Source organism: Paenibacillus xylanilyticus, from assembly GCF_013359935.1.
GTDB classification, from domain to species: Bacteria; Bacillota; Bacilli; order Paenibacillales; family Paenibacillaceae; genus Paenibacillus; species Paenibacillus xylanilyticus.
The window spans coordinates 1-22,650 of sequence record NZ_JABMCB010000204.1; the positions used below are offsets into that span (position 1 = coordinate 1).

General features: G+C 40.5%; 27 protein-coding genes. 18 read left to right on the forward strand and 9 right to left on the reverse strand.

Annotated features, from left to right (window positions below):
- The 5 genes from HP552_RS31435 to HP552_RS31455 all read left to right on the forward strand — a co-directional run.
- The coding region (locus HP552_RS31435) for a conjugal transfer protein TrbL family protein (protein WP_376769003.1) at positions 1-581 on the forward strand (581 nt) is incomplete at its 5' end.
- Between the two features lie 14 nt (positions 582-595).
- A complete protein-coding gene (locus tag HP552_RS31440) occupies positions 596-1,246 on the forward strand; it encodes a hypothetical protein (RefSeq protein WP_175399294.1) in 651 nt (216 codons plus the stop codon).
- Between the two features lie 17 nt (positions 1,247-1,263).
- A complete protein-coding gene (locus tag HP552_RS31445; RefSeq protein ID WP_175399295.1) occupies positions 1,264-2,835 on the forward strand; it encodes a hypothetical protein in 1,572 nt (523 codons plus the stop codon).
- 21 nt (positions 2,836-2,856) lie between these two features.
- A complete protein-coding gene (locus HP552_RS31450) occupies positions 2,857-3,153 on the forward strand; it encodes an AbrB/MazE/SpoVT family DNA-binding domain-containing protein (RefSeq protein ID WP_175399296.1) in 297 nt (98 codons plus the stop codon).
- 133 nt (positions 3,154-3,286) lie between these two features.
- Positions 3,287-3,610, forward strand: coding sequence for a hypothetical protein (locus tag HP552_RS31455; RefSeq protein ID WP_175399297.1), 324 nt, complete (start codon positions 3,287-3,289; stop codon positions 3,608-3,610).
- Positions 3,611-3,907: 297 nt separating this feature from the next.
- Here HP552_RS31455 and HP552_RS31460 read toward each other — a convergent pair whose 3' ends face one another.
- The gene (locus HP552_RS31460) at positions 3,908-4,540 is read right to left on the reverse strand and encodes a recombinase family protein (protein ID WP_175399298.1); all 633 of its coding nucleotides are present in this window, start codon (positions 4,538-4,540) and stop codon (positions 3,908-3,910) included.
- Positions 4,541-4,894: 354 nt separating this feature from the next.
- Between HP552_RS31460 and HP552_RS31465 the strand changes: the two genes are divergently transcribed.
- Complete coding sequence (locus tag HP552_RS31465; RefSeq protein WP_175399299.1) at positions 4,895-6,085, forward strand: AAA family ATPase; 1,191 nt, start codon at positions 4,895-4,897, stop codon at positions 6,083-6,085.
- 241 nt (positions 6,086-6,326) lie between these two features.
- Here HP552_RS31465 and merB read toward each other — a convergent pair whose 3' ends face one another.
- The 7 genes from merB to merR1 form a co-directional block, all read right to left on the reverse strand.
- Positions 6,327-6,977: an organomercurial lyase MerB gene (gene merB, locus HP552_RS31470; protein ID WP_047914400.1), complete on the reverse strand. Its 651-nt coding sequence runs from the start codon at positions 6,975-6,977 to the stop codon at positions 6,327-6,329.
- Positions 6,978-7,009: 32 nt separating this feature from the next.
- A complete protein-coding gene (locus HP552_RS31475) occupies positions 7,010-7,447 on the reverse strand; it encodes a MerR family transcriptional regulator (RefSeq protein WP_103110951.1) in 438 nt (145 codons plus the stop codon).
- Between the two features lie 273 nt (positions 7,448-7,720).
- The gene (gene merA, locus HP552_RS31480; protein ID WP_031642482.1) at positions 7,721-9,361 is read right to left on the reverse strand and encodes a mercury(II) reductase; all 1,641 of its coding nucleotides are present in this window, start codon (positions 9,359-9,361) and stop codon (positions 7,721-7,723) included.
- Between the two features lie 15 nt (positions 9,362-9,376).
- Complete coding sequence (gene merP / locus HP552_RS31485; protein WP_031642481.1) at positions 9,377-9,715, reverse strand: mercury resistance system substrate-binding protein MerP; 339 nt, start codon at positions 9,713-9,715, stop codon at positions 9,377-9,379.
- 17 nt (positions 9,716-9,732) lie between these two features.
- Positions 9,733-10,035, reverse strand: coding sequence for a mercuric transport protein MerT (merT, locus tag HP552_RS31490; protein WP_047914438.1), 303 nt, complete (start codon positions 10,033-10,035; stop codon positions 9,733-9,735).
- Positions 10,032-10,301: a hypothetical protein gene (locus HP552_RS31495; protein WP_047914437.1), complete on the reverse strand. Its 270-nt coding sequence runs from the start codon at positions 10,299-10,301 to the stop codon at positions 10,032-10,034. Before HP552_RS31495 ends, merT begins: the two co-directional genes overlap by 4 nt.
- A gap of 13 nt (positions 10,302-10,314) precedes the next feature.
- The gene (merR1, locus tag HP552_RS31500) at positions 10,315-10,713 is read right to left on the reverse strand and encodes a mercury resistance transcriptional regulator MerR1 (protein ID WP_047914436.1); all 399 of its coding nucleotides are present in this window, start codon (positions 10,711-10,713) and stop codon (positions 10,315-10,317) included.
- A gap of 247 nt (positions 10,714-10,960) precedes the next feature.
- Between merR1 and HP552_RS31505 the strand changes: the two genes are divergently transcribed.
- The 3 genes from HP552_RS31505 (at position 10,961) to HP552_RS31515 (ending at position 15,792) form a co-directional block, all read left to right on the forward strand.
- Positions 10,961-11,530, forward strand: a complete 570-nt coding sequence (locus HP552_RS31505; protein ID WP_047914435.1) for a recombinase family protein — start codon at positions 10,961-10,963, stop codon at positions 11,528-11,530.
- 1 nt (position 11,531) lies between these two features.
- On the forward strand, positions 11,532-14,483 hold the full coding sequence (locus HP552_RS31510) for a Tn3 family transposase (RefSeq protein ID WP_047914434.1): 2,952 nt from the start codon (positions 11,532-11,534) through the stop codon (positions 14,481-14,483).
- Positions 14,484-14,583: 100 nt separating this feature from the next.
- On the forward strand, positions 14,584-15,792 hold the full coding sequence (locus HP552_RS31515) for an AAA family ATPase (RefSeq protein WP_175399300.1): 1,209 nt from the start codon (positions 14,584-14,586) through the stop codon (positions 15,790-15,792).
- Between the two features lie 454 nt (positions 15,793-16,246).
- On the opposite strand, the gene HP552_RS31520 is transcribed toward HP552_RS31515, so the two are convergent.
- A complete protein-coding gene (locus tag HP552_RS31520) occupies positions 16,247-16,609 on the reverse strand; it encodes a hypothetical protein (protein ID WP_175399301.1) in 363 nt (120 codons plus the stop codon).
- Positions 16,610-17,259: 650 nt separating this feature from the next.
- Between HP552_RS31520 and HP552_RS31525 the strand changes: the two genes are divergently transcribed.
- The 9 genes from HP552_RS31525 (at position 17,260) to HP552_RS31565 (ending at position 22,634) form a co-directional block, all read left to right on the forward strand.
- A complete protein-coding gene (locus tag HP552_RS31525; protein ID WP_376769004.1) occupies positions 17,260-17,829 on the forward strand; it encodes a sulfurtransferase TusA family protein in 570 nt (189 codons plus the stop codon).
- A 26-nt stretch (positions 17,830-17,855) separates the two neighbouring features.
- Positions 17,856-18,251 (forward strand): DsrE/DsrF/DrsH-like family protein, encoded by a 396-nt coding sequence (locus tag HP552_RS31530; protein ID WP_175399302.1) that lies wholly within the window; start codon positions 17,856-17,858, stop codon positions 18,249-18,251.
- Positions 18,252-18,269: 18 nt separating this feature from the next.
- Positions 18,270-19,406, forward strand: a complete 1,137-nt coding sequence (locus HP552_RS31535) for an MBL fold metallo-hydrolase (protein WP_175399303.1) — start codon at positions 18,270-18,272, stop codon at positions 19,404-19,406.
- A 17-nt stretch (positions 19,407-19,423) separates the two neighbouring features.
- A complete protein-coding gene (locus HP552_RS31540) occupies positions 19,424-19,651 on the forward strand; it encodes a sulfurtransferase TusA family protein (RefSeq protein ID WP_175399304.1) in 228 nt (75 codons plus the stop codon).
- A 311-nt stretch (positions 19,652-19,962) separates the two neighbouring features.
- Positions 19,963-20,757: a sulfite exporter TauE/SafE family protein gene (locus tag HP552_RS31545; RefSeq protein ID WP_175399305.1), complete on the forward strand. Its 795-nt coding sequence runs from the start codon at positions 19,963-19,965 to the stop codon at positions 20,755-20,757.
- Positions 20,758-20,857: 100 nt separating this feature from the next.
- The gene (locus HP552_RS31550; protein WP_175399306.1) at positions 20,858-21,331 is read left to right on the forward strand and encodes a DsrE/DsrF/DrsH-like family protein; all 474 of its coding nucleotides are present in this window, start codon (positions 20,858-20,860) and stop codon (positions 21,329-21,331) included.
- A gap of 71 nt (positions 21,332-21,402) precedes the next feature.
- Positions 21,403-21,672, forward strand: a complete 270-nt coding sequence (locus HP552_RS31555) for a metal-sensitive transcriptional regulator (RefSeq protein WP_110822066.1) — start codon at positions 21,403-21,405, stop codon at positions 21,670-21,672.
- Positions 21,673-21,715: 43 nt separating this feature from the next.
- Positions 21,716-22,024, forward strand: a complete 309-nt coding sequence (locus HP552_RS31560; protein WP_175399307.1) for a rhodanese-like domain-containing protein — start codon at positions 21,716-21,718, stop codon at positions 22,022-22,024.
- A 289-nt stretch (positions 22,025-22,313) separates the two neighbouring features.
- Positions 22,314-22,634 carry a rhodanese-like domain-containing protein gene (locus HP552_RS31565; protein WP_175399308.1) on the forward strand — a complete coding sequence of 107 codons (321 nt, stop codon included), beginning with the start codon at positions 22,314-22,316 and terminating at the stop codon, positions 22,632-22,634.
- Positions 22,635-22,650: the final 16 nt, after the last annotated feature.

A 22,650-nucleotide genomic window follows, 5' to 3' on the forward strand; every position in this document is an offset into this window, starting at 1 on the left:
AGAAAATAGTGTCAATTGTAGTCAGTGCATTTTTTCTCTTTGTCTATGACTCTATCATTGAATGGATCTTGCACGCGCAAGAGCTAATGATGCATGAGATTATCGACACGATCAGCAGCGAAGAGATGATATTGAACATGATTACCAACATTTTGATGGGGCCAGGATTGTTTTCAATTATCGTCATTTTAGTAATCGGTATCCTGCTTATTGTTTTAATGTTACAACTCTTTTATCGCACCGCCTTTGTAGCCATTTTGTATATTGCTGGGCCAATTGCGATTGCAACAAAAATAAATGACACGTACAACTTCTTCGATTTCTGGCTCAAAAACTTCATTATTGCATTCGTCACACTAGCCTTACAGCTTATTGCAATTGCAGTCGGTTTAAATCAATTCCTTATACCGCCTTCTTACTTCGGGGATACGTATCACCTATTTATGGGTGCAGCATTTTTTATTCTCTCGTTGACTCTTCCAGGCATATTAGGACAATGGGGATTCAGTACTGGATCGGCTCGATCTGTGGCTTCAGGTGCTAAGTCGGCGGTTAAAATGATGGTTCTGAAACGTAAATAAAAGGAGTGATATGAATGAAAAAACTTATTCTCTTGGCAGCCGCGTTCATGATCGTTTTGTCGGGCTGTAGCAAGGAAGAACAGCCTGTAACTAATCCTATAGGTGGTGGAGAACAGGTAAAGGAACAGGAACCGGTACAGGAGCCAGAAAGGGAAGCTGTGTTCAGGAATGAGGACATTGACCAGGCAAAAAAAATGGCACAACAATATGTTGCTGTAATAACCGAGTTTCATGGGCGCACAGCTCATACAACAGCCGAACTTGACGGCCTCCATGACGAAATGAGCGATAAAATAAAAAACGCTATAGCAATACATTCCCAGTCCCGTGTAACACGCATAAGCGGCACAGAACGGAACGAGGATGACATTCTTGAGTTAAGCGCATCGCGGTTTAGTTTGCTAACAGATGAAGCAACTGAAGTCTACTATGAAAATATCAATGTCAGTGAACTGACAATACCCATGACATATAAAATACCTGGCAAGTATGCAAGTAAAGAGCCTAAGAAATACACATTGCATTTTGTGAAAACCAATGAGAACCAGGTGCAGCTAATTAGGGACGGATTTTTTGTAAGTGGTACGGATCTGGAAGAGAAGGATCAGGAGTCAGTTAACCCATTCAACAAAGACAAGTTGAAAAACGATCTTAAAATACAGTGAAAGGAGTGAATGATAGTATGCAATCTACAGTTAATAAATATGGTGAAATTGAAGTAGTTGGTAATGAAGTTCACTACAGCATACCGCTTTCATATACCGATTTTGATAGCCTGGATGAATTAGAAACTGTCTATAAGCAAAAGGGAATATCGTTGGCAGCCTTCAAAAATTATCTTTTTGCTCATGATATAACACTTGTGACTAACCGCCTGGTGTTCACTTACTTTTTAGAAGACATGAAATCTTTTTTCTACTTGCGACAATTGTATTTCGAGGATCAAATTTACTATTTCCGGTCTTTCATTGAATTAGCTAAAAATAATCCTAATACAGCGATTTTGTGGGATAAAAATAATCTTTTTGTAGATCTGACAGATAGCAAAATTAAGGCTCTGGTCTTTGAATTTGATGGTCATAGGCTTTACAGCACCCCTCCTACGTTGGATGGACTGAAAGAAGTAATTTTGCTATCCTTAACTACACTTTATAGGGTTTTGGGCAAGCCGCGGCTAATTGATTTTATAGACCAAAGGGATAAAGTAATCAGGTTTGCGGAACAGGTGCTTCGAGCTTCTTCAGTCCAGGAAGTTGAAAGGGTTTTGGAAGAAACCATTGTAAACGTAGAACGCCAGGAAGAGATTCGCCGCGAGTATGAGGAAAACCTAAAGCAAATGAAATTTTTTGAAAGACGAAAGGAAATTCGTAAGGCCAAGGCCAACGGAAAGTTAACAGCCGCAACTTCATCTGAATTTGTGGAGAAGCCAAACCGCGGTTTGCGATCCAAAAATGATCTGGCGCGACCTGTCAAGAAGAAAGGCGATCAGGAAGAAAAACAAGGCTTCTTCAGTTCCAAGTATTTTTACTTGGGATCAGTAGGTGTAGCGGCCGTAATTCTTTTAGCGAACACACTCACACCGCCTAATCCGGACGCGAATGCAGCATCTTCAGAAAACGCCGAGGTGCAGCAGATGCAAGAGAAGCCAACGCTGAACTCAGATCAGGTTGCTGATGTTTACCGCAAAATCATGAACGGCGAAAATGAAGAAGCTTTAAAAATATTGGATACAGTCGGATATGAAAATCTGGCTGAAGCCGAAAAGAAACAAATGATACTGTTATACGAGAAAGAAGGACTTTATGACAAGCTGTATCGGCTTGATCCAAACCAAGCCGATACAGTGGTCATGAAAATGATCGAGAACAAAGAAACGGCCAAACTAAAGGAACTACAGATACAATTCCCTGACGCTGCACCGGTAAATTATGAAGTTGCTTATATGACAGCTAAATATGATACTGTAATCGGTCTAGCGAAGGATATTGATATGACAGATAGTGAGTTGGCCGATAGAAGGAAAAATCAGCTTTTGGTTTCTTATCTCTGGTCAGGACTGATTCAAGAAGCTACTCAATTAGCCGGGGATGATCCCCAAATGAAAGAGAAAGTGACTCAGTTCAAATCCAGTAATCAACGAATTAAGGAACTCACCAATAAAATAAATGTTGCTCAAAACAAAAAAGATGATAAGCAAGTGAAGGAGCTGAAACAAAAGATTGAACAAATTAAAGCTAACGTAAACAGAATCTAACTTGGGCAGGGGGAGGATGGTTTGCAAAAGAAGAAGTATATCCGGAGTCTTGACGAGATAGGAAGATTTGTTCTTCCAAAGCAGCTTCGCAAAGAGCTGCATTTAGGGGAGAAACAGATGCTTGAAGTATTCAGTGATGGTGAGAGGATCATCATTGAAAAATACGACAACCTGGAACCCTGTTTGGTTACAGGAGAATCAACAAAAGCAAATCACACCTTTGCATTTGGAAATGGAACAGTAACGTTAAGCCCTGAAGGGCTGGAAAAATTAATCGAAGAATTAAGTGAGTATAAAAAATCTCATAGCGATGATTGAATGAAAGCAGCCCACTAGGGTTGCTTTTTTAATGCTATACTCTTCCGGATCGGAGAGAGCGGCCGCGCTCCTGGTGTGCCTAGCTGCTCGATACGTCCGGAGACGAACAAAAGGACGGCCGTGGCCGTCCTGGGTGTGTCAGCTGCGCCGGTGGCCGCTATGGAGCTGTGCGGATCTCTTCCGGATCGGAGAGAGCAGCCGCGTGCCGGTCGCCTGGACTTCAGCTCGTGGGCGCTCCTGGTACGTGCCTGGCTGCTCGATGCGTCCGGAGACAGACAAAAGGACATCCATGGCCGCCTGGACGTGTGAGCTGCACTGGTGGCGCTATGGAGCTGCGCGGATCTCGTCCGGATCGGAGGGAGCAGCCACGTGCCGGGTCGCTCGGGCTTCAGCTCAAGAAGCGCTCCTGGTATGTAGGGGTTGCAAGACTATTTGTTTGTACATAGGGAGAGCATAGACATGGAGTGTACGATATATGTAGGCGATCCGTCCTAACACTCTATTGTGAAATATTCATATAGTGCAAAATTCATAATAGTAAGGTCTGATCGTATTTTGTAACCCTTTCTCATATGCATCCATCCCACGTGTCTACTTGAAAAAAGACTTTATGCCCTCATATTCGGTTTCAGGCTCTTTTTTTTAGTTGGCCATAATTTTATTGTTCGGATATTGCTCTAAAAAAGATCCGCTGCAGGAGCTTTCCTCGGATCCAAATTGCTTTAAAAGACGAACATTATCTTGCATAGTCTTTCTAATGAGTTTCAAACTCCTTCATAACCTTGTAAAAGGTGTTCTTCTTCAGATCCAATCTTTTCATAAATTCTACAGCCGAAAGCTCATTATTCTTCCATAGAGGATAGTCAGTATCCAGGGTGTTCCTTTGCGCCGGTGTAAGAGTATTCAAATTTATTTGTGGCCGCCCCAGGTGCTTCCCTTTTTTCTTGGCTTCAGCAATACCTTCAGCCTGTGCTTGCTTAATGCCATTACGTTCCTCTTCAGCAAGCCAACTAAGTATCTGAAGCACAAGATCCATAATAAGCTGCCCGATCCCCTCCAACTCCTGGTACTTCCGAGTATCGAGAATTGGAATGTCGATCACCACAACATGAATTTTTGCATCGATCAGCCATTGCCACTCTCTCAATATCTCTTGTTTGTTGCGGCCAAAACGATTAATTGATTTTACAAAGAGCGTATCTCCCTCACGCATGACTCGCTTCAATAACTGATATTCCGGTCGATCAAAGTTTTTACCGCTAGCCTTGTCTACAAAAATGTATTCATCTTGAATTCCCTGGTCACGTAGTACAGTTAACTGCCGGTCTTCGTTTTGATCCTTTGTTGATACTCTGGCGTATCCGTATTCTCTCGTGAATGTTCTCATTACTTGTCCTCCAAGTGTTTAAAAAGGTATTTAGTATATAATAAACGTTTTAAAACGAAAAACAATACCTTTACGGAAGGTGGAACGTGCTGTTTTAAGTTATCCTTAAAGATATACCTTTTAGGACAGTATCGAACGGAAAAATTATATTAGACTGATGACCTCATTAAGCTAACGGGCAGGATAGTTCAATGAGAAGGCACCGCAACTTGGGTGTGGGTACCCTTAGTTTGAATTGTGGTCCACAAATCATCATTTTGACAGCCACTCTGGCTGGCTGTTTTTGTTTATTGAGAGGATTATGTAAGTGTTTGTCGAATATTTCCTCAACTACTAAGATAAAAGGATGATTTGATGATAAGGAAAATCGTCTCAATTAAAAATACTGGGAAATTCAGAGCGTGCACTCCTAAATTTTTATTGAACAAGTTCACTGTGATATATTCCGAAAATGGTCGCGGAAAAACGACCTTATCCAATATTTTCAGGTCCCTTCATGAACAAGATGGATCTTTCATTATCGGCAGAAAAACGTTGGGCGGCAGCGGCGAACAAGTTGTAGAATTGCTCTCAGAAGAAAATAAACTCGTGTCCTTTAAGGGCAATCAGTGGCAAAGCCGCCCTAATTTTGATATCGAAATTTTTGATTCGACCTTTATAAGTCAAAATGTATACTCAAGACACATCATCGAGCACGATCAGAAGAGGCAATTGTATTTATTTACGATCGGAAAGCATGGCGGGCAACTGGCTGACCGTCTAGTTGCAGTGGACGAGCAGATTAGACAGCAAAAGTCGGATAAAAAGAATCTGGAGAAAGTCCTATTGAGTGGGGTAGAAGGTCTCTTGTCTGTCACCGATTTCGTTGGATTAACGCAAATAAGCAATATTGATGAGGAGATACATAAGCAATCTCAGTTACTAAAGGCTCTAGAGAAACAGAGTGAAATCAACTCCAAGCCTTTGTGTGCTAAGATTTCATTGCCATTATTCGATAAAGACAAATTTCGGGCTAACCTCGCAGGGATTACTTTAGAAAATCTTCTCGATAATGCGGAAGATTTGACCAAGCAACATATTCAGCAACACCTTGATCCACAGGGCGAGAAGTGGCTGGAATATGGCGTTTCAAAAATAATAGAGGAAGAAAAATGTCCTTTTTGTGGACAAGAGATTAAGGGAGTCGCCGTAGTAACTGCTTTTAAAACATACTTTAGTGACCAATATAAAAAAGCAATACATACGATTAATCATTTAGAGTCGGCATTTGCGACAAAATTTGCTGTTGATGCGTTACTAACGCTTCAAAAGACGGTACAAACAAACCTCGAATTAATCGCGTATTGGAATACATACGACGCAATTGAACTAGAGTGTCAGCTCGACTGGGAATGGATTCGAGTAACGTGGGACGAATTCACTAAAGGCATGGGATCGCTTATTGCCGAAAAGAAATTAATGCCATTGGGGGTCCTACCAACAAAACGCGGAAAACATACGCTAAGCCAATTTCCGGATGAAAAAAAGCCGATTTCCTTACTTTAAGGAATATCGGCTTGATATTATAAAAGATGGTTATCCTGTACAACAAGATAATTTGGATACATCTTTATCAAACGTAAGGGCAGCCAGCTTTAGTTCTTCTGCCATTGTCAAATAGGGAGCAAGGGTTTCGCGAAGATCTTCTACTGTTAAACACCGCAAATTTCGCAGTCTCACGGTCTCATTCATTGGTTTGGGTTTCGTACTTCAAAAATTAAACAAGACGATTGGGTATTATTTAGGATTAGATGTCACAGCAAGACTCATTGGTAGGGCCAGATTCCTCGTAACGTTTTCCCAGAAGGCGACCTAATTCAAAGGCTTCCTTAACGGGGTACACCTTCCCATTTGGATGTTGGTTAAGCCAATTTTGGGCTGCACTTTCCGTGCTAAAAAAATGGACTTCGTTGCAGAATGACGACCGAACAGAGGACGTATCATCCGGTGTTACTATTGAGACAACAGCCGTCGTTGGTTCCAGGCTTAAAACACGATCCGGTTCCACTGTCAATCTTATAGGCTTTCCAGTACTGTAACAAGGCGATTCAATATGAACCATATGCCCTATAAGTTCCGGAAACATAAGGGTGTCAAGAGCACACCACGCATACAATTGTTTCTCATCAACTTCAAAGCGATGGGGCGTAGGGATTAAGGTGAGACCAAAACCGACAACACGACCCTGTTCATCGAGTTCCACACTGGATAAGGTCGAGAGAATGTCCTTAACCTCATCGAGGGGCTTCCCGGTTGTTGTTGCAATGTCCTCAACGGTAACTGGTTCACCTTTTGTTAGCATTTGTAACAACGGGCGAAAGAGCCACTTCATGGAGCCTCCTCCCTCTCCCTTGTTCTGGTCAAATAGGGTTACAAGTTCCTGAATTTCAGTTTTCATGACTTTTTCCTCCTTGGATTTTTTTGTCAGTTTTATTGTTTTTCGATGTTACTTACATGATTATATCTACATTCGATTGTAAAATTCTTAGGAAGATATACTTGATTGAATACGTCTTTCGGGGAATCCAGAAACGCTCCAACGTGTTGTCGTAACTTTTGTAGATCTTTAATATGCTCATCTATCATAGTCAGTTTCTCCTTTAACAAATGCTGAAGACGAGGTTCTACCTCCACAGGTTTTTTTTCGAAAATCACTACCAGATCCGTCATTTCCTCCAGCGATACGCCTAAAGATCGGAGTTGTTTGATACCATTGATACAAAATACATGCTCTTGGTTATAAACGCGGTAATTGCCTTCACTCCGCTTAATGGAAGGTAGGATAAGTCCCTTTTCTTCATACAATCGAATGGCTTTTCGACTGACTCCTGTTTGTTGGGCTAGTTGACCAATCGTAAATTGCTCCACTTTCCTCCCTCCTCGTTAACTGGTGGTACCATCAGCTGAACTAACTATAACTAGAGTATACAACCTTCACCTAAGGGGAAGGTCAAGAAGAAAAAGATCTTTTCCCAATGAAATTGATAAGTACAGGGGTACCACCAACATTTTGACATAAAACCCACGCTAAGACATTTTTTGGAATAAAAAAGACAATTATCTCTATGTTAAGAGAAGAATCGTCTTTTATAAAAGCTTTCTTTAACTGAAGACGTACATTAAGGCTTCCTAAAAAGGTGATTAACCTGCACAACAAGATAATTTTGATACATCTTTATCAAACGTAAGAGCAGCTAGCTTCAATCCTTCTGCCATTGTTAAATATGGAGCCATGGTTTCTCGGAGATCCTCCACGGTTAAACCGAATTTGACAGCCAGTGTCGCTGCATAAATTACGTCTCCTGCATTTTCTGCTACCACATGAGCCCCTAACACTTTCAGTGTCTTCTCGTCCGCCACCAGTTTAAACACGCCTGTTGTTTCCCGATTAACCAGTGCTCTTGGAACGGCATCTAACGGCAAGACGGATGTTTTCACTTCATATCCTTTCTCTTTTGCCTGTTGCTCCGTTAAACCAACCGTTGCAATTGCTGGAGCTGTAAATGTAACCCCCGGAACCACTTCTAAATTCAGCTTTTTGTTCAGTCCACCGATAGCATTTCCTGCCGCAACTCCACCTTGATAAGCTGCTACATATACAAATTGAGGACCAAGCGTGACATCTCCTGCTGCATAGATGCGTGAATTCGTTGTTTTTGAATACTCATCGATTACGATTTCACCACGGGGGCCTACTTCAACGCCTGCATCCTGTAAATTCAAGGTTGCCGTGTTTGGTGTTCTTCCTGTGGCAACCAGTAATTGATCTGCCTCAATGATTCGCTTCTTGCCATTTACCTCTACATGGACCTTTTTAATGTCTCCATCTTGTTCGATTCGTTCAAAAGATGCTCCCGTCACTAAGTTGACCCCTTGTTCTGTCAAGGCTTGCGTGATTGCTTCTGAAACCTCAGGATCGTATTCCTTTAACAAACGCGGGCTTCTTTGCATCAATGTGACTTCTGAGCCTAGATTATGGAAGAGTTGTCCCAATTCCATCCCGATATAGCCAGAACCGATGACCGTAAGACGCTTAGGCACCTTCTTTAATTCAAGCAGAGTTGTGCTTGTTAAATAATCGACTTCATCCAGTCCAGGAATGTTTGGCACTGCTGGTGAAGCACCTGTCGCGATTAAGAATCGTTTGGCTGACAACTGCATGCCATTGACTTCAACGGTTTTTTCATCTACGAATTTCGCTTCGCCTTTGATTAATTCAAAGCCGTAGTCATCAATCAAATCCACATATTTTGAGTTTCGAAGATCCGTCACCAGTTCATTTTTCTGCTTGATCAATGGTGCCAAATCAACGTCGCCAGCTGACGTGTGCAATCCGATGAATGGATTATTTTTTGCCAGATGATTGATTTCGCCAGCCCGCAGCAATGTCTTCGAAGGAACGCAGCCAATATTCACACATGTTCCACCAACCGTTCCACGTTCGATGATCGCCACTTTCGCTCCGTATTTCACAGCTTCAATGGCAGACGAAAAAGCAGCACCGCCAGAACCGATGATAATGTAATCATAATCGCCTTCATCGCCTAACTGCACCATTTCTTGCGGTTGTAATTCTTCTACCTCTCCTGGCTGGTATTTGGCTTCAGCAATCGCCTTTTTCGCTGTTTCCACCTCCACGTCATTCGTTAGCTCAAATACAGCTTCTCCGCGACGAAAATCCACTTCAATCCCTTTTGCACCCATGTTTTCAAGAGCAACAGCTACATGCTCTTCACAACCCGTACAAGTCATTCCTTGAACGTTTACTCGATATTTTTTCATGTTAAATCTCTCCTTTTACTCGACTCCAAGCCCGAAATTCGAAACTGCCGTCTTAATTGCCTGTAAATCCGTTTTCTTATCATCAAAGGAAACCGTTACTTCGCCCTTGCTTCCACTGACTTTAATGGCTGTTTTGCTAACGCCATCTACCTGTTCCAGGACGCTTTCTACAACAGACGGTGGACAACAATCCATCCCCAAAACCGTGAATGTCCCTGTTTTAGTTGTTTCAATGGTAGTTTTTACTTCCTGCTTAGCATCTATAGTATTTTGTGCTTCTTTTTCGTTGCTACACGCACTAACCACTAACAGAAGGGATAATAGCATCATAATCCTAATTATTTGTACGCTCATATAAAGCACCTCATCTTTTATAGTCCACCTTCAACTAGAAATAAAAAAAGAAACATGCAGAAAACGAAAAACGTCGTGATCCATAAGCCGATGATAGAACTCTTCCTTTTGCCTTTTCTCCCGTAAACCATGTAAAAGGAGTATGCAAGAAGGATGATGGTAACGATGCTGAACAATAACCGATACTTTAGTGAATAGAAGGCTAATGCTCCTGCAAATCCAGTTAGTCCAAGAGGAATGAAAATCAGTGGACCTAGGCAGCATGCAGCCATAACAAAAGCTGAAAATACAGTAGCTACTTGCGACACTTTTTCCTTCATGATTTAAACCTCTCCATACTGCAACAATCATGCGTTTTTGTTTCCTTTTTTGTTTCATTCTTTGTTTCTGGGTCAAGTTTTCTCCAGCCCTTGAAAAGAGCAAAGACAAATAACAGACCCATCACGATGAAAATAACATCTTTAAAGTCCGTGAAGTATGAACCCAGTGCCGTTCCTGCAACCAACGGAAGCAGTAAAAACAGATGACACGGGCATGTGATTAGTGCGACAAGAAACCAGCCTGAACTTTTTATTGTGTTTTTCATCCTGTTTCACCTCTTATTTCTTCATCAATGTTTCAATAATGGGGCATTCGTAAATATCTTTGTTTTCAGGACATCTTTCTTTAAGATCCATCAGCATTTGTTCAATTCTTTTGAGATCTTGAATTTTATGCTGGATGTCTTCTATCTTAAGAACGGTGAAATCATACATATCACGGCACTTTGCTTCATCGCGATCGACGACCCCTAGCAATTTGTCAATTTCATTTAAGCTAAATCCTAATTCCTGCATCCGTTTTATGAAATTCAACCGATCGACCGTTTGTTGTGAATACATTCGGTATCCTTTTTCGGTACGATCAGGCTCTGGAATTAAGCCTAAACGCTCATAATATCTAATGGTCTCTTTGTTAACGTTACACTTCTCTGCGATTTCTCCGACTCGAAAATGCAATTTACTTCACCTCACATATAATATAAACCATGTACCATAGTACATGGTCAATATATTTTACTCCCTTCAATTAAATGATTCCAATACCGAAAACGACCGTTTTTGGTTAAAAACAGAGAACTTCTCTAAAACCTCAAAAACTACTTAAAATACATAACCAAAAATATAACCAAAATCTAAATACCAATATATCTATTACAAATCCCTTTTTGGTATAGTTAGGATATTAAAAAAGGGGGGATTCTTGTTGAAATTTGGATATGCACGTGTCAGTACACAAGATCAGTCATTATCGTTACAACTCGATGCATTGACTCACTACGGAGTGGACCAGACTTTTGAAGAAAAGGAATCAGGCAAGAGAAAAAACCGTCCGCAGCTTGACGAGCTTCTTAAAGTTTTGCGTAAAGGTGACACGGTAGTTGTCTATAAATTAGACCGTATCAGTCGTAGTACCAAACATTTAATTGAGCTTATGGAACATTTTGAAGCAAAGGGTATTCATTTTGTCTCCATACAAGACAAGATTGACACAACAACTGCTATGGGACGATTCTTTTTTAGAATGTTGGCCAGCATAGCAGAATTAGAACGAGATATTATTAGTGAACGAACGAAAGATGGATTGACGGCTGCTAGAGCTAGAGGAAGAAACGGAGGCAGACCGAAGGTTGATTTAAAGAAAATAGAACTTGCTATAAAAATGTACGAAAGCAAAGATTACTCTTTATCTCAAATTAAGACGGCAACAGGGATTGGAGCGACAACCTTATATCGTTATCTAGAAAAGAAAAAGATATCTAGCAAGGAGTTGTAGCATGAGAGGGAAAGAATTACTAACAGAAGATCAAAGAACGGAATTTGTACGAATTCCAGCTGATATGAGCGAAAGTGAACTAGAAACTTATTATACTTTTTCACAATATGACCTTGAAATTATAAAACGACACAGAAGAGATCATAATCGATTAGGCTTTGCTGTTCAATTATGTGTTCTACGCTATCCCGGATGGTCCCTTTCAGATGTTGGACCTATTCCAGATTACATAATCGAATACATAGCTAGACAAATAAATGTTAATCCTAATTCATTTTCTTTATATGCCCAACGAGAGCCAACTAAACATGAGCATATGGAAGAAATCCGTCAAGTTTATGGTTATGAAAATTTTTCCCTAGGGAACTATCGTAAGGTAGCTCAGTTTCTGTTGAATCATGCCCTTCAAAATGGAAATTCAATGTATCTTCTTCGTACAGCGCAAGAAGAACTACGAAATCAGAAAATTATTCTCCCTGGCATGACTACTATAGAAAGGCTTGTTTGGGAAACTCGTCAACGAGCAGAGGAAAGAATTTTTAAATCATTAACTTGTACTCTTTCAAAATGGCAAAAACAAAAGTTAGATAAACTTATAGATCCCTTTGTAGACAATAGAAAAACCCCCTTAGCATGGCTTAGAGAACTTCCCGGCCAATCTTCACCTGAAGCCTTTTTAAAAGTAATAAAGCGCTTAGAATATATACGAGATTTAAAATTAGAGATAAATTCAGAGCAAATCCATCCCAATCGGTTACTTCAATTATCTCGTATTGGAGCAAGGTATGAACCACACTCATTTCGAAGGTTTAAAGAAAAAAAGAAATATGCAATTCTTGTTTCCTATCTAGTAACACTAAGCCAAGATCTAATTGATCAAGCAATTGAAATTCATGATCGACAAATGATGATCTTGCAATCAAAAGGACGTAAAACACAAGAGGAAATGCAAAAAGAAAATGGAAAAGCAGTGAATGAAAAAGTCGTGCATTTTGCAGATATTGGTGCAGCACTTATCCAAGCACGAAATGAAGGGCTTGATCCATTTAATGCTATTGAAATGATTATGCCGTGGGATAAAATTGTTTCTTCCGTCGAAGAAGCCCAAAAATTAGCCCGTCCGATGGATTACGATTATCTAGATTTGTTAGAAAATCGGTATTCTTATCTAAGAAAATATACTCCTACTTTTCTTAAATCTCTTGAATTTCGTTCTACACAAGGTACAGAGCCATTATTGCAAGCTCTAAAAACGCTAAATGAAATAAATGAATCTGGTAAAAGAAAAATTCCAAATGATGCCCCGGTAGATTTTATTCCTAAACGTTGGAAGAAGCATGTTTATGGTGATGATGGAATAATTAACCGACACTATTATGAGATGGCTGCACTAACAGAGTTGAAAAATCATATTCGTTCAGGCGACATATCCGTAGTCGGTAGTAGACTTCATAAAGATTTTGAAGAGTATCTTGTTCCTAAAGAAGATTGGAAAACAACTCGTCTTACGGAAACTAAACTAGCCGTTCGTTCATCGGCAGATGAATATCTTGAGGAAAGAAGAAAGTCACTAGCTCAACGCCTTACATGGGTTTCAAATAATCTTGATTCTCTAGAAGGAGTAAATATCGAAAAGGCTAAGATCCGATTGGACCGTTTGGAGAAGAATACACCCGAAGAAGCGAGAGCTTTTAGCCTGTCTTTATATAATATGTTGCCAAGAATAAAGCTCACTGATCTTTTAATGGAGGTAGCACACTGGACAGGATTTGACGAAATGTTGATACATGCCTCAACCAATCGCCCACCAAAGGGAGAGGAAAAAGTAGTTCTCATGGCTGCTCTCATGGCGATGGGAACTAACATAGGACTTACTAAAATGGCAGAAGCGACACCAGGAGTTACCTATCATCAAATGGCTAATGCAGCGCAATGGCGTTTATTCGATGATGCTATAAGTCGTGCACAAGCGACATTAGTGAATTTTCAACATAAGCTTAAACTAGCTTCCTATTGGGGAGATGGAAGTACCTCTTCCTCTGATGGAATGCGCGTACAGGTTGGTGTTTCATCGTTACATGCCGATTCCAATCCACACTATGGGTCTGGAAAAGGAGCAACCATTTATCGATTTACTAGTGATCAATTTTCAAGTTTTTATACGAAAGTCATTAATACCAATGCTCGTGATGCTGTACACGTTATTGATGGATTACTTCATCATGAGACAGATTTAAACATTGAAGAGCATTTTACAGACACAGCTGGCTACGCCGACTCAGTATTTGGATTGAGTCATTTACTAGGATTTCGTTTTGCACCAAGGCTACGTGATTTAGCTGACTCTAAGCTATTCACGATCCAAACGCCAAATGAATTCCCAAAATTAGAAAATATACTCCGTGGTCGTATTAATACAAAAATTATTCAAGAGAATTTCGATGACGTATTACGTGTAGCTCATTCTATTCGAGAAGGAAAAGTGTCCGGTTCACTTATGATGGGGAAATTAGGGTCGTATGCGAGACAAAATAAACTTGCAACTACTTTGCGAGAAATGGGGAGAATCGAAAAGACCATTTTTATTTTGGATTACATATCTAACGAAACACTACGCCGTCGAATTCAACGAGGACTAAATAAAGGAGAAGCGATGAATGGGTTAGCGAGAGCCTTATTCTTTGGAAAACGAGGTGAGTTGCGGGAACGAGGAATACAAGACCAGCTACAACGTGCAAGTGCTTTAAACATTCTAATTAATGCCATTAGTGTATGGAATACCGTTTATCTTACAGAAGCAACAAAACTATTGAAGGAAAAAGGGAATTTGAGAGAAGACTTACTTAAACATATTTCTCCATTAGGATGGGAACACATTAATTTTCTTGGTGAATACAACTTTGATGCAAGAAAAGTAACAAGTTTACATTCCCTACACCCTCTTCTTCAATAATATTAAAGGCCGATGATTCCTTAGCGTAGGAATCATCGGCCTTTTTACCTCGGAATTTCTCTTGGCGTATGTTTTCCGCGTTTTGTTGGTAGGACCCCCATTGGAACAGATCAACATATCCGCTGAGAAAGAATTGATAATCGAGCGGTATCTTACGCTGCTGAATAAACTGGGGTTCTATAACCACGAAATCGGACGGGTGAATAGTATTATTGAAGCCCGAAAGGCTATGAGTGAAAAACACAGAATCCAAGATGCAAAGACGAAGCTTAGTTATCTTATGAATGTCAAACTGCGTTACAGTGACGAAAAAGCAGTGCAAGCTGAGCAATATACACAATTATTGATTTCCATTAAAGCCTTAGAGAAAGAAAAAGACGACGTTAAAAAAAAGCTGAACGATTATACAAAAGAAATTTTTTCAAAGTATGAGCAAAAGATAAATAGGCATCTAATGAACTGCGGAGCATCCTTCAAGATTACAGATTATAAGTCCAGCTTTATTGGAGGCAAGCCCAGCAGTAATTTCGTTTTAACCATTAACAATAATGTGGTCGATCTGGGAAACGAAAGATCACCCCTAACCAATCCTTCTTTTAAGAACACTTTAAGCGAAGGGGATAAAAGCAGTCTGGCGATTGCTTTTTTCTTGGCTAAGCTTGAATCTGATCCCGATATTGGCAAGAAGGTACTTGTATTTGATGATCCGATTTCTAGCTTGGATAACCACCGCAAGAGCTATACCGCAGATCAGATCATGAGGTATTCGGCTCTTGCCAAGCAAGTCATTGTATTAACACATGACACGTTCTTTGCGCGCGCCCTCTGGGGAAAGTTTGCGGACAAAAAGACCTTAATGTCCCAACTATGTATCAAAAGAGAAGGTTTGAATGACAGCATCTTAGATACTTGGGACATCGAAAAGGAAACACGATCTGATTACTATCAGTTATACCATACACTTGCCGATTTTATTGAAGGTAAAGTCGCACAGACAAATTATCGATCTGTGGCCATGTGCATTCGTCCGATTCTTGAGGGAAACCTGCGTGTTCGATTCCCGAGGGATTTTGATAGCAATGATTGGCTTGGTGGGTTTATTCAAAAGGTTAGAACGTCTACAGAAGCACATCTGTCGTCAATAAAGCATCAACTAGACGATCTTGAAGATATTAATGATTACAGTAAAAAATATCATCATGATCAAAATCCAAATGCAGACAGTGAGTCGATAAATGAATTGGAATTATCTACGTATGTTCAGCGGACATTAGAAGCGCTCCGTGGCCTGCATAGTGCTACCCATTAGATAGCTCTGAGGTGCGGATTATCCTGCGACCTCACTAAGCTAACGGGTAACGATAACTCAATAATACAAAAAAAGCAACTGCACAATGTGCTCAGATGCTTTGGGCTAACTATAGACTTTCAGAGAAGAATTTGAAAGCATTGATTAAGGAATTGAAGGGAATATTTTAACCAAGGTACTCATTCTTAACTATTGCAAAGAGATCTAAATCCATTAAGACGATTATTGATTTTCCTTACTTGGCCTGTTGAAGGATCATTCTTTTTATCCTGTATCGGGTTTGGCCAATAATAAATCACATACCTTACATTCGGTTACGTGCTGATAGTTCCTTTTTCACCTGGCAGTTCTAGTGTGTATTCCATCGTCTTTAAAACCATTTGATCAGTAAACAAAAAGAAGCAGCCCATGCATGAGCTGCTTCTTACTTAGACTTCTTGTTCATAATTTCTCCTTAGCACCCGTTCCAAAAAATAGCATCATCTGTTTTGAAGTATATGGACTCTGTTTCTACTGAGTTGTGTCCAGCCCTAACCTCAAATATCTTACTAATCCCCTTGATCATCTCGTAAACCTGATCAATTCTTTTAAGATTAGACGACTCATTTTCTTCTAACTCCCTAGCTTTACGCCAAAGAAACTGGTTAAAGAGCATCAGATCTGCGTAGTGGCTTTCTATACCTTGTTTCTCCATTACAGCCCAATACACTCCTAAATCAGATCGGTCACCCTGCCAATAGGCTTCTATGATAGGCATAAATCGATCTGAAAGGCCATTTAAGTATACTTGGTACCTTTCTTCCTGTTCAAACCACACTTCAGGCCGCCCTTTTTAATATTCGGAATTACTTCGTGTCGGTAAATTGGCCAACAAAATTAATGTTCGTGTTCAACCGACTGGTAAAGCCCCATTAAGCTAACGGGCAGGTTAGTGTAATTCCTAGTGAAATAGCTGACACCATTAAATTAATCGCTCATCCAATCAGACTACCATATCATCAAAGGTTTACTTGAGAGAGGTTCTTTTAACATTGCTTGCATTCAATCCTGTCTTGGAGTTTCGTAGTCTAGAGTGTCTGGTCATTAGCGTAAACTTCGTTGGTGCGGAATTATTGACGCAGATAGGAATGGCTAGAATTAAATCATTATGTTAAAAGCAAAAAAGAAACAAATCTTTAGAATGTTTGATTATCATCACAACTTTAACGTTTCTTAACAAACGAAGTTTAAGAGGCATTAGGTCAATATCTATGTTCCTGATACGTAGATTACCAACTAACTTATTCTAGTATAGAGGTTGACAAGAACGAATACTCTTAGTAATATACCCATAGGGGTATACGTAATCAATGATAATCCCAATTGAAATGCAATTTGTAAAACACAGGCCAAAAGGGAAGACTTATTAAAAAACCTCTTTACCAATGGCTTGTCTTGTTCATAACAAAATTTGAGGAGGTTTCTGTAGTGGCCGAAATTAAAGTAGATCAGAAAATCGATTGCAAAGGGCTTGCCTGTCCAATGCCAATCGTAAAAACAAAAAAAGCGATGGATCAATTAGATGATGGTCAAGTTATTGAAGTACAGGCTACAGATAAGGGGTCTCTGGCGGACATTCAAGGATGGGCTAAAAATACCGGGCATCATTATCTCGGTACAGTAGAGGATGGCGATGTTCTCAAGCATTACGTCCGTAAAGCTAATGTTACTGAAACAAAGGAAGTGAATAAGCATCCGCATGTCATTTCCAATGATGAATTGGTGAAAAAACTTGCTGTTAAGGAAAAAATTACTGTGCTGGATGTTCGTGAACCTGCCGAATATGCGTTTAACCGAATTGCCGGCGCTATTTCTATTCCGCTAGGGGAACTCGAAGGTCGGATCCAGGAGCTTAACCAGGAAGAAGATATTTATGTCGTATGCCGAACAGGCAGCCGCAGTGACTTTGCTTGTCAACTGCTTACTGAAAAAGGATTCAAGCAAGTCAAAAATGTTGAACCAGGCATGACTGGTTGGACGGGGCCAACAGAAAAATAAAAACCAATACAAACGGAGGTATAACAATGAGTACTAAAGTAGCTATTATTGCAAGTAATGGTGGAATGTTCGATGCATATAAAGTGTTTAATATCGCAACTGCTTCGGCAGCGACTGAAGCAGAGGTTGCCATTTTCTTTACTTTTGAAGGCTTGAATCTGATTCACAAGAAAGCTCATCACCAATTGCCACTGCCTGCAGGGGCTGAACATTTTGCAGAAGGGTTCAAAAATGCAAATGTTCCATCGATTCCACAGCTTGTAGAAATGGCTCAGGAGATGGGTGTCAAGATTATTGCTTGTCAGATGACAATGGATGTTATGAATCTAACAAAAGAGGACTTTATTGAAGGCATTGAAGTAGGTGGAGCTGTCACTTTTCTGGATTTTGCGAAGGATGCCAACGTTACATTGACGTTCTAAAGGAAGGGAGAAACGAAAATGGAATTAAAAGCGATGACTGCCAAGGAACTTACGCGTATCGTCTTGGCTAAAGAAGAAATCTTTATCCTTGATGTTCGTAATGAAACGGACTTTATCGATTGGAAGGTTGAAGGCGACAGCGTAGAAATCATTAACATTCCTTATTTTGATCTCTTAGATGGTGTAGATGATGCACTCGATAAGATTCCTAATGGGAAAAAGTTGCTTGTTGTCTGTGCGAAAGAGGGGTCTTCCAAATTTGTAGCAGAGCAAATCATTGAGGCCGGCAGAAGCAACGTGCATTACCTTGAAGGCGGTATGAAATCATGGAGTGAGCATCTGGAGCCAGTGAAGATTGGAGAATTGAAGGACGGGGGATCTTTGTATCAGTTCGTGCGGATTGGGAAGGGCTGCTTGTCTTATATGGTTGTTTCAGGCGGGGAAGCAGCAGTGATTGACACGCTTCGCATGACAGAAGTGTTTGAACAGTTTGCGAGAGAGCAAGGTGCACAGATTAAACACACCCTGGACACACACCTGCATGCCGATCATATTTCAGGCGGACGGAAATTAGCTGAGCAAACTGGAGCCACTTATTGGCTGCCCCCAAAAGATGCGACTGAAGTTACTTTCAATTATGAGGAACTTGAAGAAGGTCGTGTTATCACGGTAGGTTCCACAACAATCCGGATTCAGCCGATTTACTCTCCTGGACACACCATCGGAAGCACGTCATTTATTGTAGATGACCAGTACCTGTTGACCGGTGATATCCTGTTCATTGAATCGATCGGTCGTCCTGATTTGGCTGGCCTTGCGGAAGATTGGGTAGGTGATCTTCGTGACACGCTTTATAAGCGGTATACAGAATTGTCTCAAGATCTGATCGTATTGCCTGCTCACTTCGGAAAGGTGACGGAGCTCGGTGAAGACGGTCGAGTGATGGCGAAATTGTCTGACTTATATCAAAAAAACCCTGGTCTCAACATTCGTGAAGAGGATGAATTCCGGCGTACAGTGACTGAGAATCTTCCACCTCAGCCTAATGCGTATCAAGAAATCCGGCAGACGAACATGGGAAAAATTACACCCGACGAAGATGAGCAGCGCGAGATGGAAATCGGTCCTAACCGCTGTGCCGTGCATGACAATTAAGAGGAGGAAAACTCATTATGAAAACAGATCTGGTAGTAGATACTAAAGGACTGGCATGTCCTATGCCGATCGTAAAAGCAAAGAAAGCGCTGGATGGTCTTGAATCCGGACAAATCATGGAAGTACTGTCAACGGACAAAGGCTCCGTTAATGACTTTCAAGCTTGGGTAAAACAAACCAAACACGAATTGATTTCCTATGAGGAAGACAACGGTATTTATAAGTTTTACGTTAAAAAGATTTAAATAAAAACAAAGCGAACACGCAGTAGTGTGTTCGCTTATTTCAAGCCTTCATAAGTTATAGTTACGCCGAGAGAGCAGTAATTTTCTTCTCTATAGTGACCCTGCGGGCAGGATTTAGCAGAACATTCAGCGATTTACGGCATGGAGTTTATTGTTAAAAACAGGACATCTTGCTTCAAACCATTTTTTGAATAAGGCTAACATATAGCTTTGATCCTCTTTTATTATAAGATTATTTAGTTTTGAATATTGTACTCCTTTTAGTTGGGTTCCGTATAGAATTATTTTAGACTAAAGAAAGGAGGATGTTTATGGATATCTTGTTAATGGTCATTATGTTCGCTCTTGGCGTAATCGGATCCTTCTTTTCAGGATTGCTTGGAATAGGCGGAGCTATCATTAACTATCCTTTGCTGTTGTATGTACCATCAGTATTCGGTGCAGCGCACTTTTCAGCACATGAGGTTTCTTCGATCAGTATGTTCCAAGTTTTTTTTGCCTCTCTTGCAGGCGTTTTGGCATTTCAGAAAAGAAGTAAAGGCAAATTGGGGCCATCAGCCGTTCATAAGGGATTAGTTCTTTATATGGGCATTAGCATTTTGGTGGGAAGCCTGATCGGAGGATATATATCGGGAATGCTTCAAGGAGAAATCATTAACCTGATCTATGGCATACTTGCCGTGTTAGCAGTTATTCTGATGCTGATCCCTCGTAAGGGCTCGGATGAAATCAAAGAGAACCTTCAATTTAATAAATTCATTGCGATAGTCTCTGCCTTTATAGTCGGAATTGTATCCGGAATTGTGGGCGCAGGGGGCGCTTTTATCCTGATTCCCATCATGCTCACCCTCCTCAAGATTCCAACCCGGACGACCATCGCTTCTTCACTTGCGATCGTCTTTGTTTCGGCTGTCGGCGGGGTTATTGGAAAGCTTACGGGCGGACATATTCCTTTATGGCCTACTTTATTCACGGTGGTTGGAAGTCTGATCGGAGCTCCATTGGGGTCTAAAGTAGGTTCCAAGATAAATGTTAAAATCCTTCGTTATGGACTAGTCGTGCTTATTGCACTGACAGCCGTTAAAGTTTGGTCAACTATCCTTTAAAGCATATAAAAATGATTTGTATTTTAGTATATTCCCCTGTTTTATTAAACCTATAGGGGTATATGTAATTCATAAAATAGAAAGTGGGTATTATTAATTAATGACTGATAAATCAACAATCGTACTGTTTAGTGGTGAATTAGATAAAGCAATTGCAGCATTTATTATTGCTAATGGCGCAGCTGCCTATGATCACGAAGTAACCATATTTTTTACCTTCTGGGGATTGAATGCGCTGCGGAAAGATGAGAGCATCAAGACGAATAAAAGTGTTTTGGAAAAAGCTTTTGGCTGGATGATGCCACGGGGGGCAACAAAACTCGGGCTGTCCAAAATGAATTTTGGCGGGCTTGGTCCGCAGATGATTAAACATGTGATGAAAAAGCATAATGCTTTATCTCTGACTCAATTGATGGAGCTAGCACAGGAGCAGGGTGTGAAGATGGTTGCTTGTACCATGACCATGGATCTTCTGGGTCTAAAACAAGAAGAATTGATCGATGGATTGGAATATGCTGGAGTTGCCGCTTACCTAGGTGATGCAACAAACGGCAAGGTAAACTTATTTATTTAAAGGTGTAAGCTAACATATTTTGCTCTATAATATACCTATACAGGTATGTTATGAAGGAGAGTAGATCTTATATGGAATACAACTATACAGATAGCTTGAAAACACGTTTGCGGAGAATTGAAGGCCAGGTTCGTGGTGTACTCCGATTGATGGAAGAAGGTAAACCTTGTAAAGAGGTTGTTGCCCAGCTGTCTGCCGTACGTAATGCCTCTGACAGAGCTCTTGCGCAAATCGTTGCAGAAAATCTTCAACAGTGCATTATGGCCGAACAGGAGGCTGGCAATAAGGATACAGGTAAATTGGTGAAGGAAGCGGTAGAGCTTCTTGTGAAAAGCCGGTAATTAAAACACGATGGAATAAATCATCTATGGAGGGAACTTACACATGTCATTTAAGGAAATAGCACCTCAAGAGGTAGCAGAACGTCTTAACAAAGGTGAAACTTTGATCATGCTGGATGTCCGGGAACCGGGAGAATGGATGGAAGGACACGTAGCAGGTGCTAATCACATTCCCCTTGGCGAACTGGACTCTAGACATGAAGAGTTAGACCCGGCACAAGAAATTATTGTTATATGCCGCAGTGGAAATCGCAGCGGAAAGGCATGTGAGCTGCTTTATGAAAAAGGGTTCAAGGTTATCAATATGACAGGTGGGCTCAATGCCTGGACAGACAAATTGGTTCGTAATTAATATAGAAGATAGTTAGAATGCTTCGCTTCGGAAGCATCAGCCCAGACTATAAGAGAACTGGTATTCGAATCCTTATATCTATCTATAGATCGCTTTACTATGATCTATAGATTTTTTTATTTATGATCTGTTTTGTAATGAGCTAAAAGATTATTTTTGAGGAGAGCTTGAGAAAAATCATTTTTGGCTTTATAATACCTATAGGGGTATATGTAATATATCTAGGGTATTCACTGTGTACAAAAGTGAATAGCCAAATTTTATGTACACAAATAGGAGAGGATTACTTATGGCATTTAAAATTCCAAAAGAAATTACCCCGCAAGAAGTAGCTGAACAGCTGAAACAAGGCAAGGATCTTATGATGCTTGATGTTCGTGAATCTGCAGAGTGGGTAGAAGGACATGTAGAGGGAGCTGTTCATATTCCGTTAGGACAATTAATGCAACGATACTTTGAACTTGATGAATCTCAGGAGGTCATTATCATGTGCCGAAGTGGAAACCGGAGCGGTCTTGCATGTGAGCTTCTTCATGAGAAAGGATATAAGGTTGTAAACATGACAGGCGGTCTGAGCGAATGGTCGGATTTCAATAAATTAGTGCGATGATGTCTATATGAATAAT

Excerpts from the sequence above, each read along its gene's own strand:
- HP552_RS31440 (WP_175399294.1), top strand. The coding sequence starts at position 596 with ATGAAAAAACTTATTCTCTTGGCAGCCGCGTTCATGATCGTTTTGTCG.
- HP552_RS31445 (WP_175399295.1), top strand. The coding sequence starts at position 1,264 with ATGCAATCTACAGTTAATAAATATGGTGAAATTGAAGTAGTTGGTAAT.
- HP552_RS31460 (WP_175399298.1), bottom strand. The coding sequence starts at position 4,540 with ATGAGAACATTCACGAGAGAATACGGATACGCCAGAGTATCAACAAAG.
- HP552_RS31465 (WP_175399299.1), top strand. The coding sequence starts at position 4,895 with ATGATAAGGAAAATCGTCTCAATTAAAAATACTGGGAAATTCAGAGCG.
- merB (WP_047914400.1), bottom strand. The coding sequence starts at position 6,977 with ATGAAAACTGAAATTCAGGAACTTGTAACCCTATTTGACCAGAACAAG.
- merA (WP_031642482.1), bottom strand. The coding sequence starts at position 9,361 with ATGAAAAAATATCGAGTAAACGTTCAAGGAATGACTTGTACGGGTTGT.
- merP (WP_031642481.1), bottom strand. The coding sequence starts at position 9,715 with ATGAGCGTACAAATAATTAGGATTATGATGCTATTATCCCTTCTGTTA.
- merT (WP_047914438.1), bottom strand. The coding sequence starts at position 10,035 with ATGAAGGAAAAAGTGTCGCAAGTAGCTACTGTATTTTCAGCTTTTGTT.
- HP552_RS31495 (WP_047914437.1), bottom strand. The coding sequence starts at position 10,301 with ATGAAAAACACAATAAAAAGTTCAGGCTGGTTTCTTGTCGCACTAATC.
- HP552_RS31510 (WP_047914434.1), top strand. The coding sequence starts at position 11,532 with ATGAGAGGGAAAGAATTACTAACAGAAGATCAAAGAACGGAATTTGTA.
- HP552_RS31530 (WP_175399302.1), top strand. The coding sequence starts at position 17,856 with ATGAGTACTAAAGTAGCTATTATTGCAAGTAATGGTGGAATGTTCGAT.
- HP552_RS31535 (WP_175399303.1), top strand. The coding sequence starts at position 18,270 with ATGGAATTAAAAGCGATGACTGCCAAGGAACTTACGCGTATCGTCTTG.
- HP552_RS31540 (WP_175399304.1), top strand. The coding sequence starts at position 19,424 with ATGAAAACAGATCTGGTAGTAGATACTAAAGGACTGGCATGTCCTATG.
- HP552_RS31545 (WP_175399305.1), top strand. The coding sequence starts at position 19,963 with ATGGATATCTTGTTAATGGTCATTATGTTCGCTCTTGGCGTAATCGGA.
- HP552_RS31550 (WP_175399306.1), top strand. The coding sequence starts at position 20,858 with ATGACTGATAAATCAACAATCGTACTGTTTAGTGGTGAATTAGATAAA.
- HP552_RS31555 (WP_110822066.1), top strand. The coding sequence starts at position 21,403 with ATGGAATACAACTATACAGATAGCTTGAAAACACGTTTGCGGAGAATT.
- HP552_RS31560 (WP_175399307.1), top strand. The coding sequence starts at position 21,716 with ATGTCATTTAAGGAAATAGCACCTCAAGAGGTAGCAGAACGTCTTAAC.
- HP552_RS31565 (WP_175399308.1), top strand. The coding sequence starts at position 22,314 with ATGGCATTTAAAATTCCAAAAGAAATTACCCCGCAAGAAGTAGCTGAA.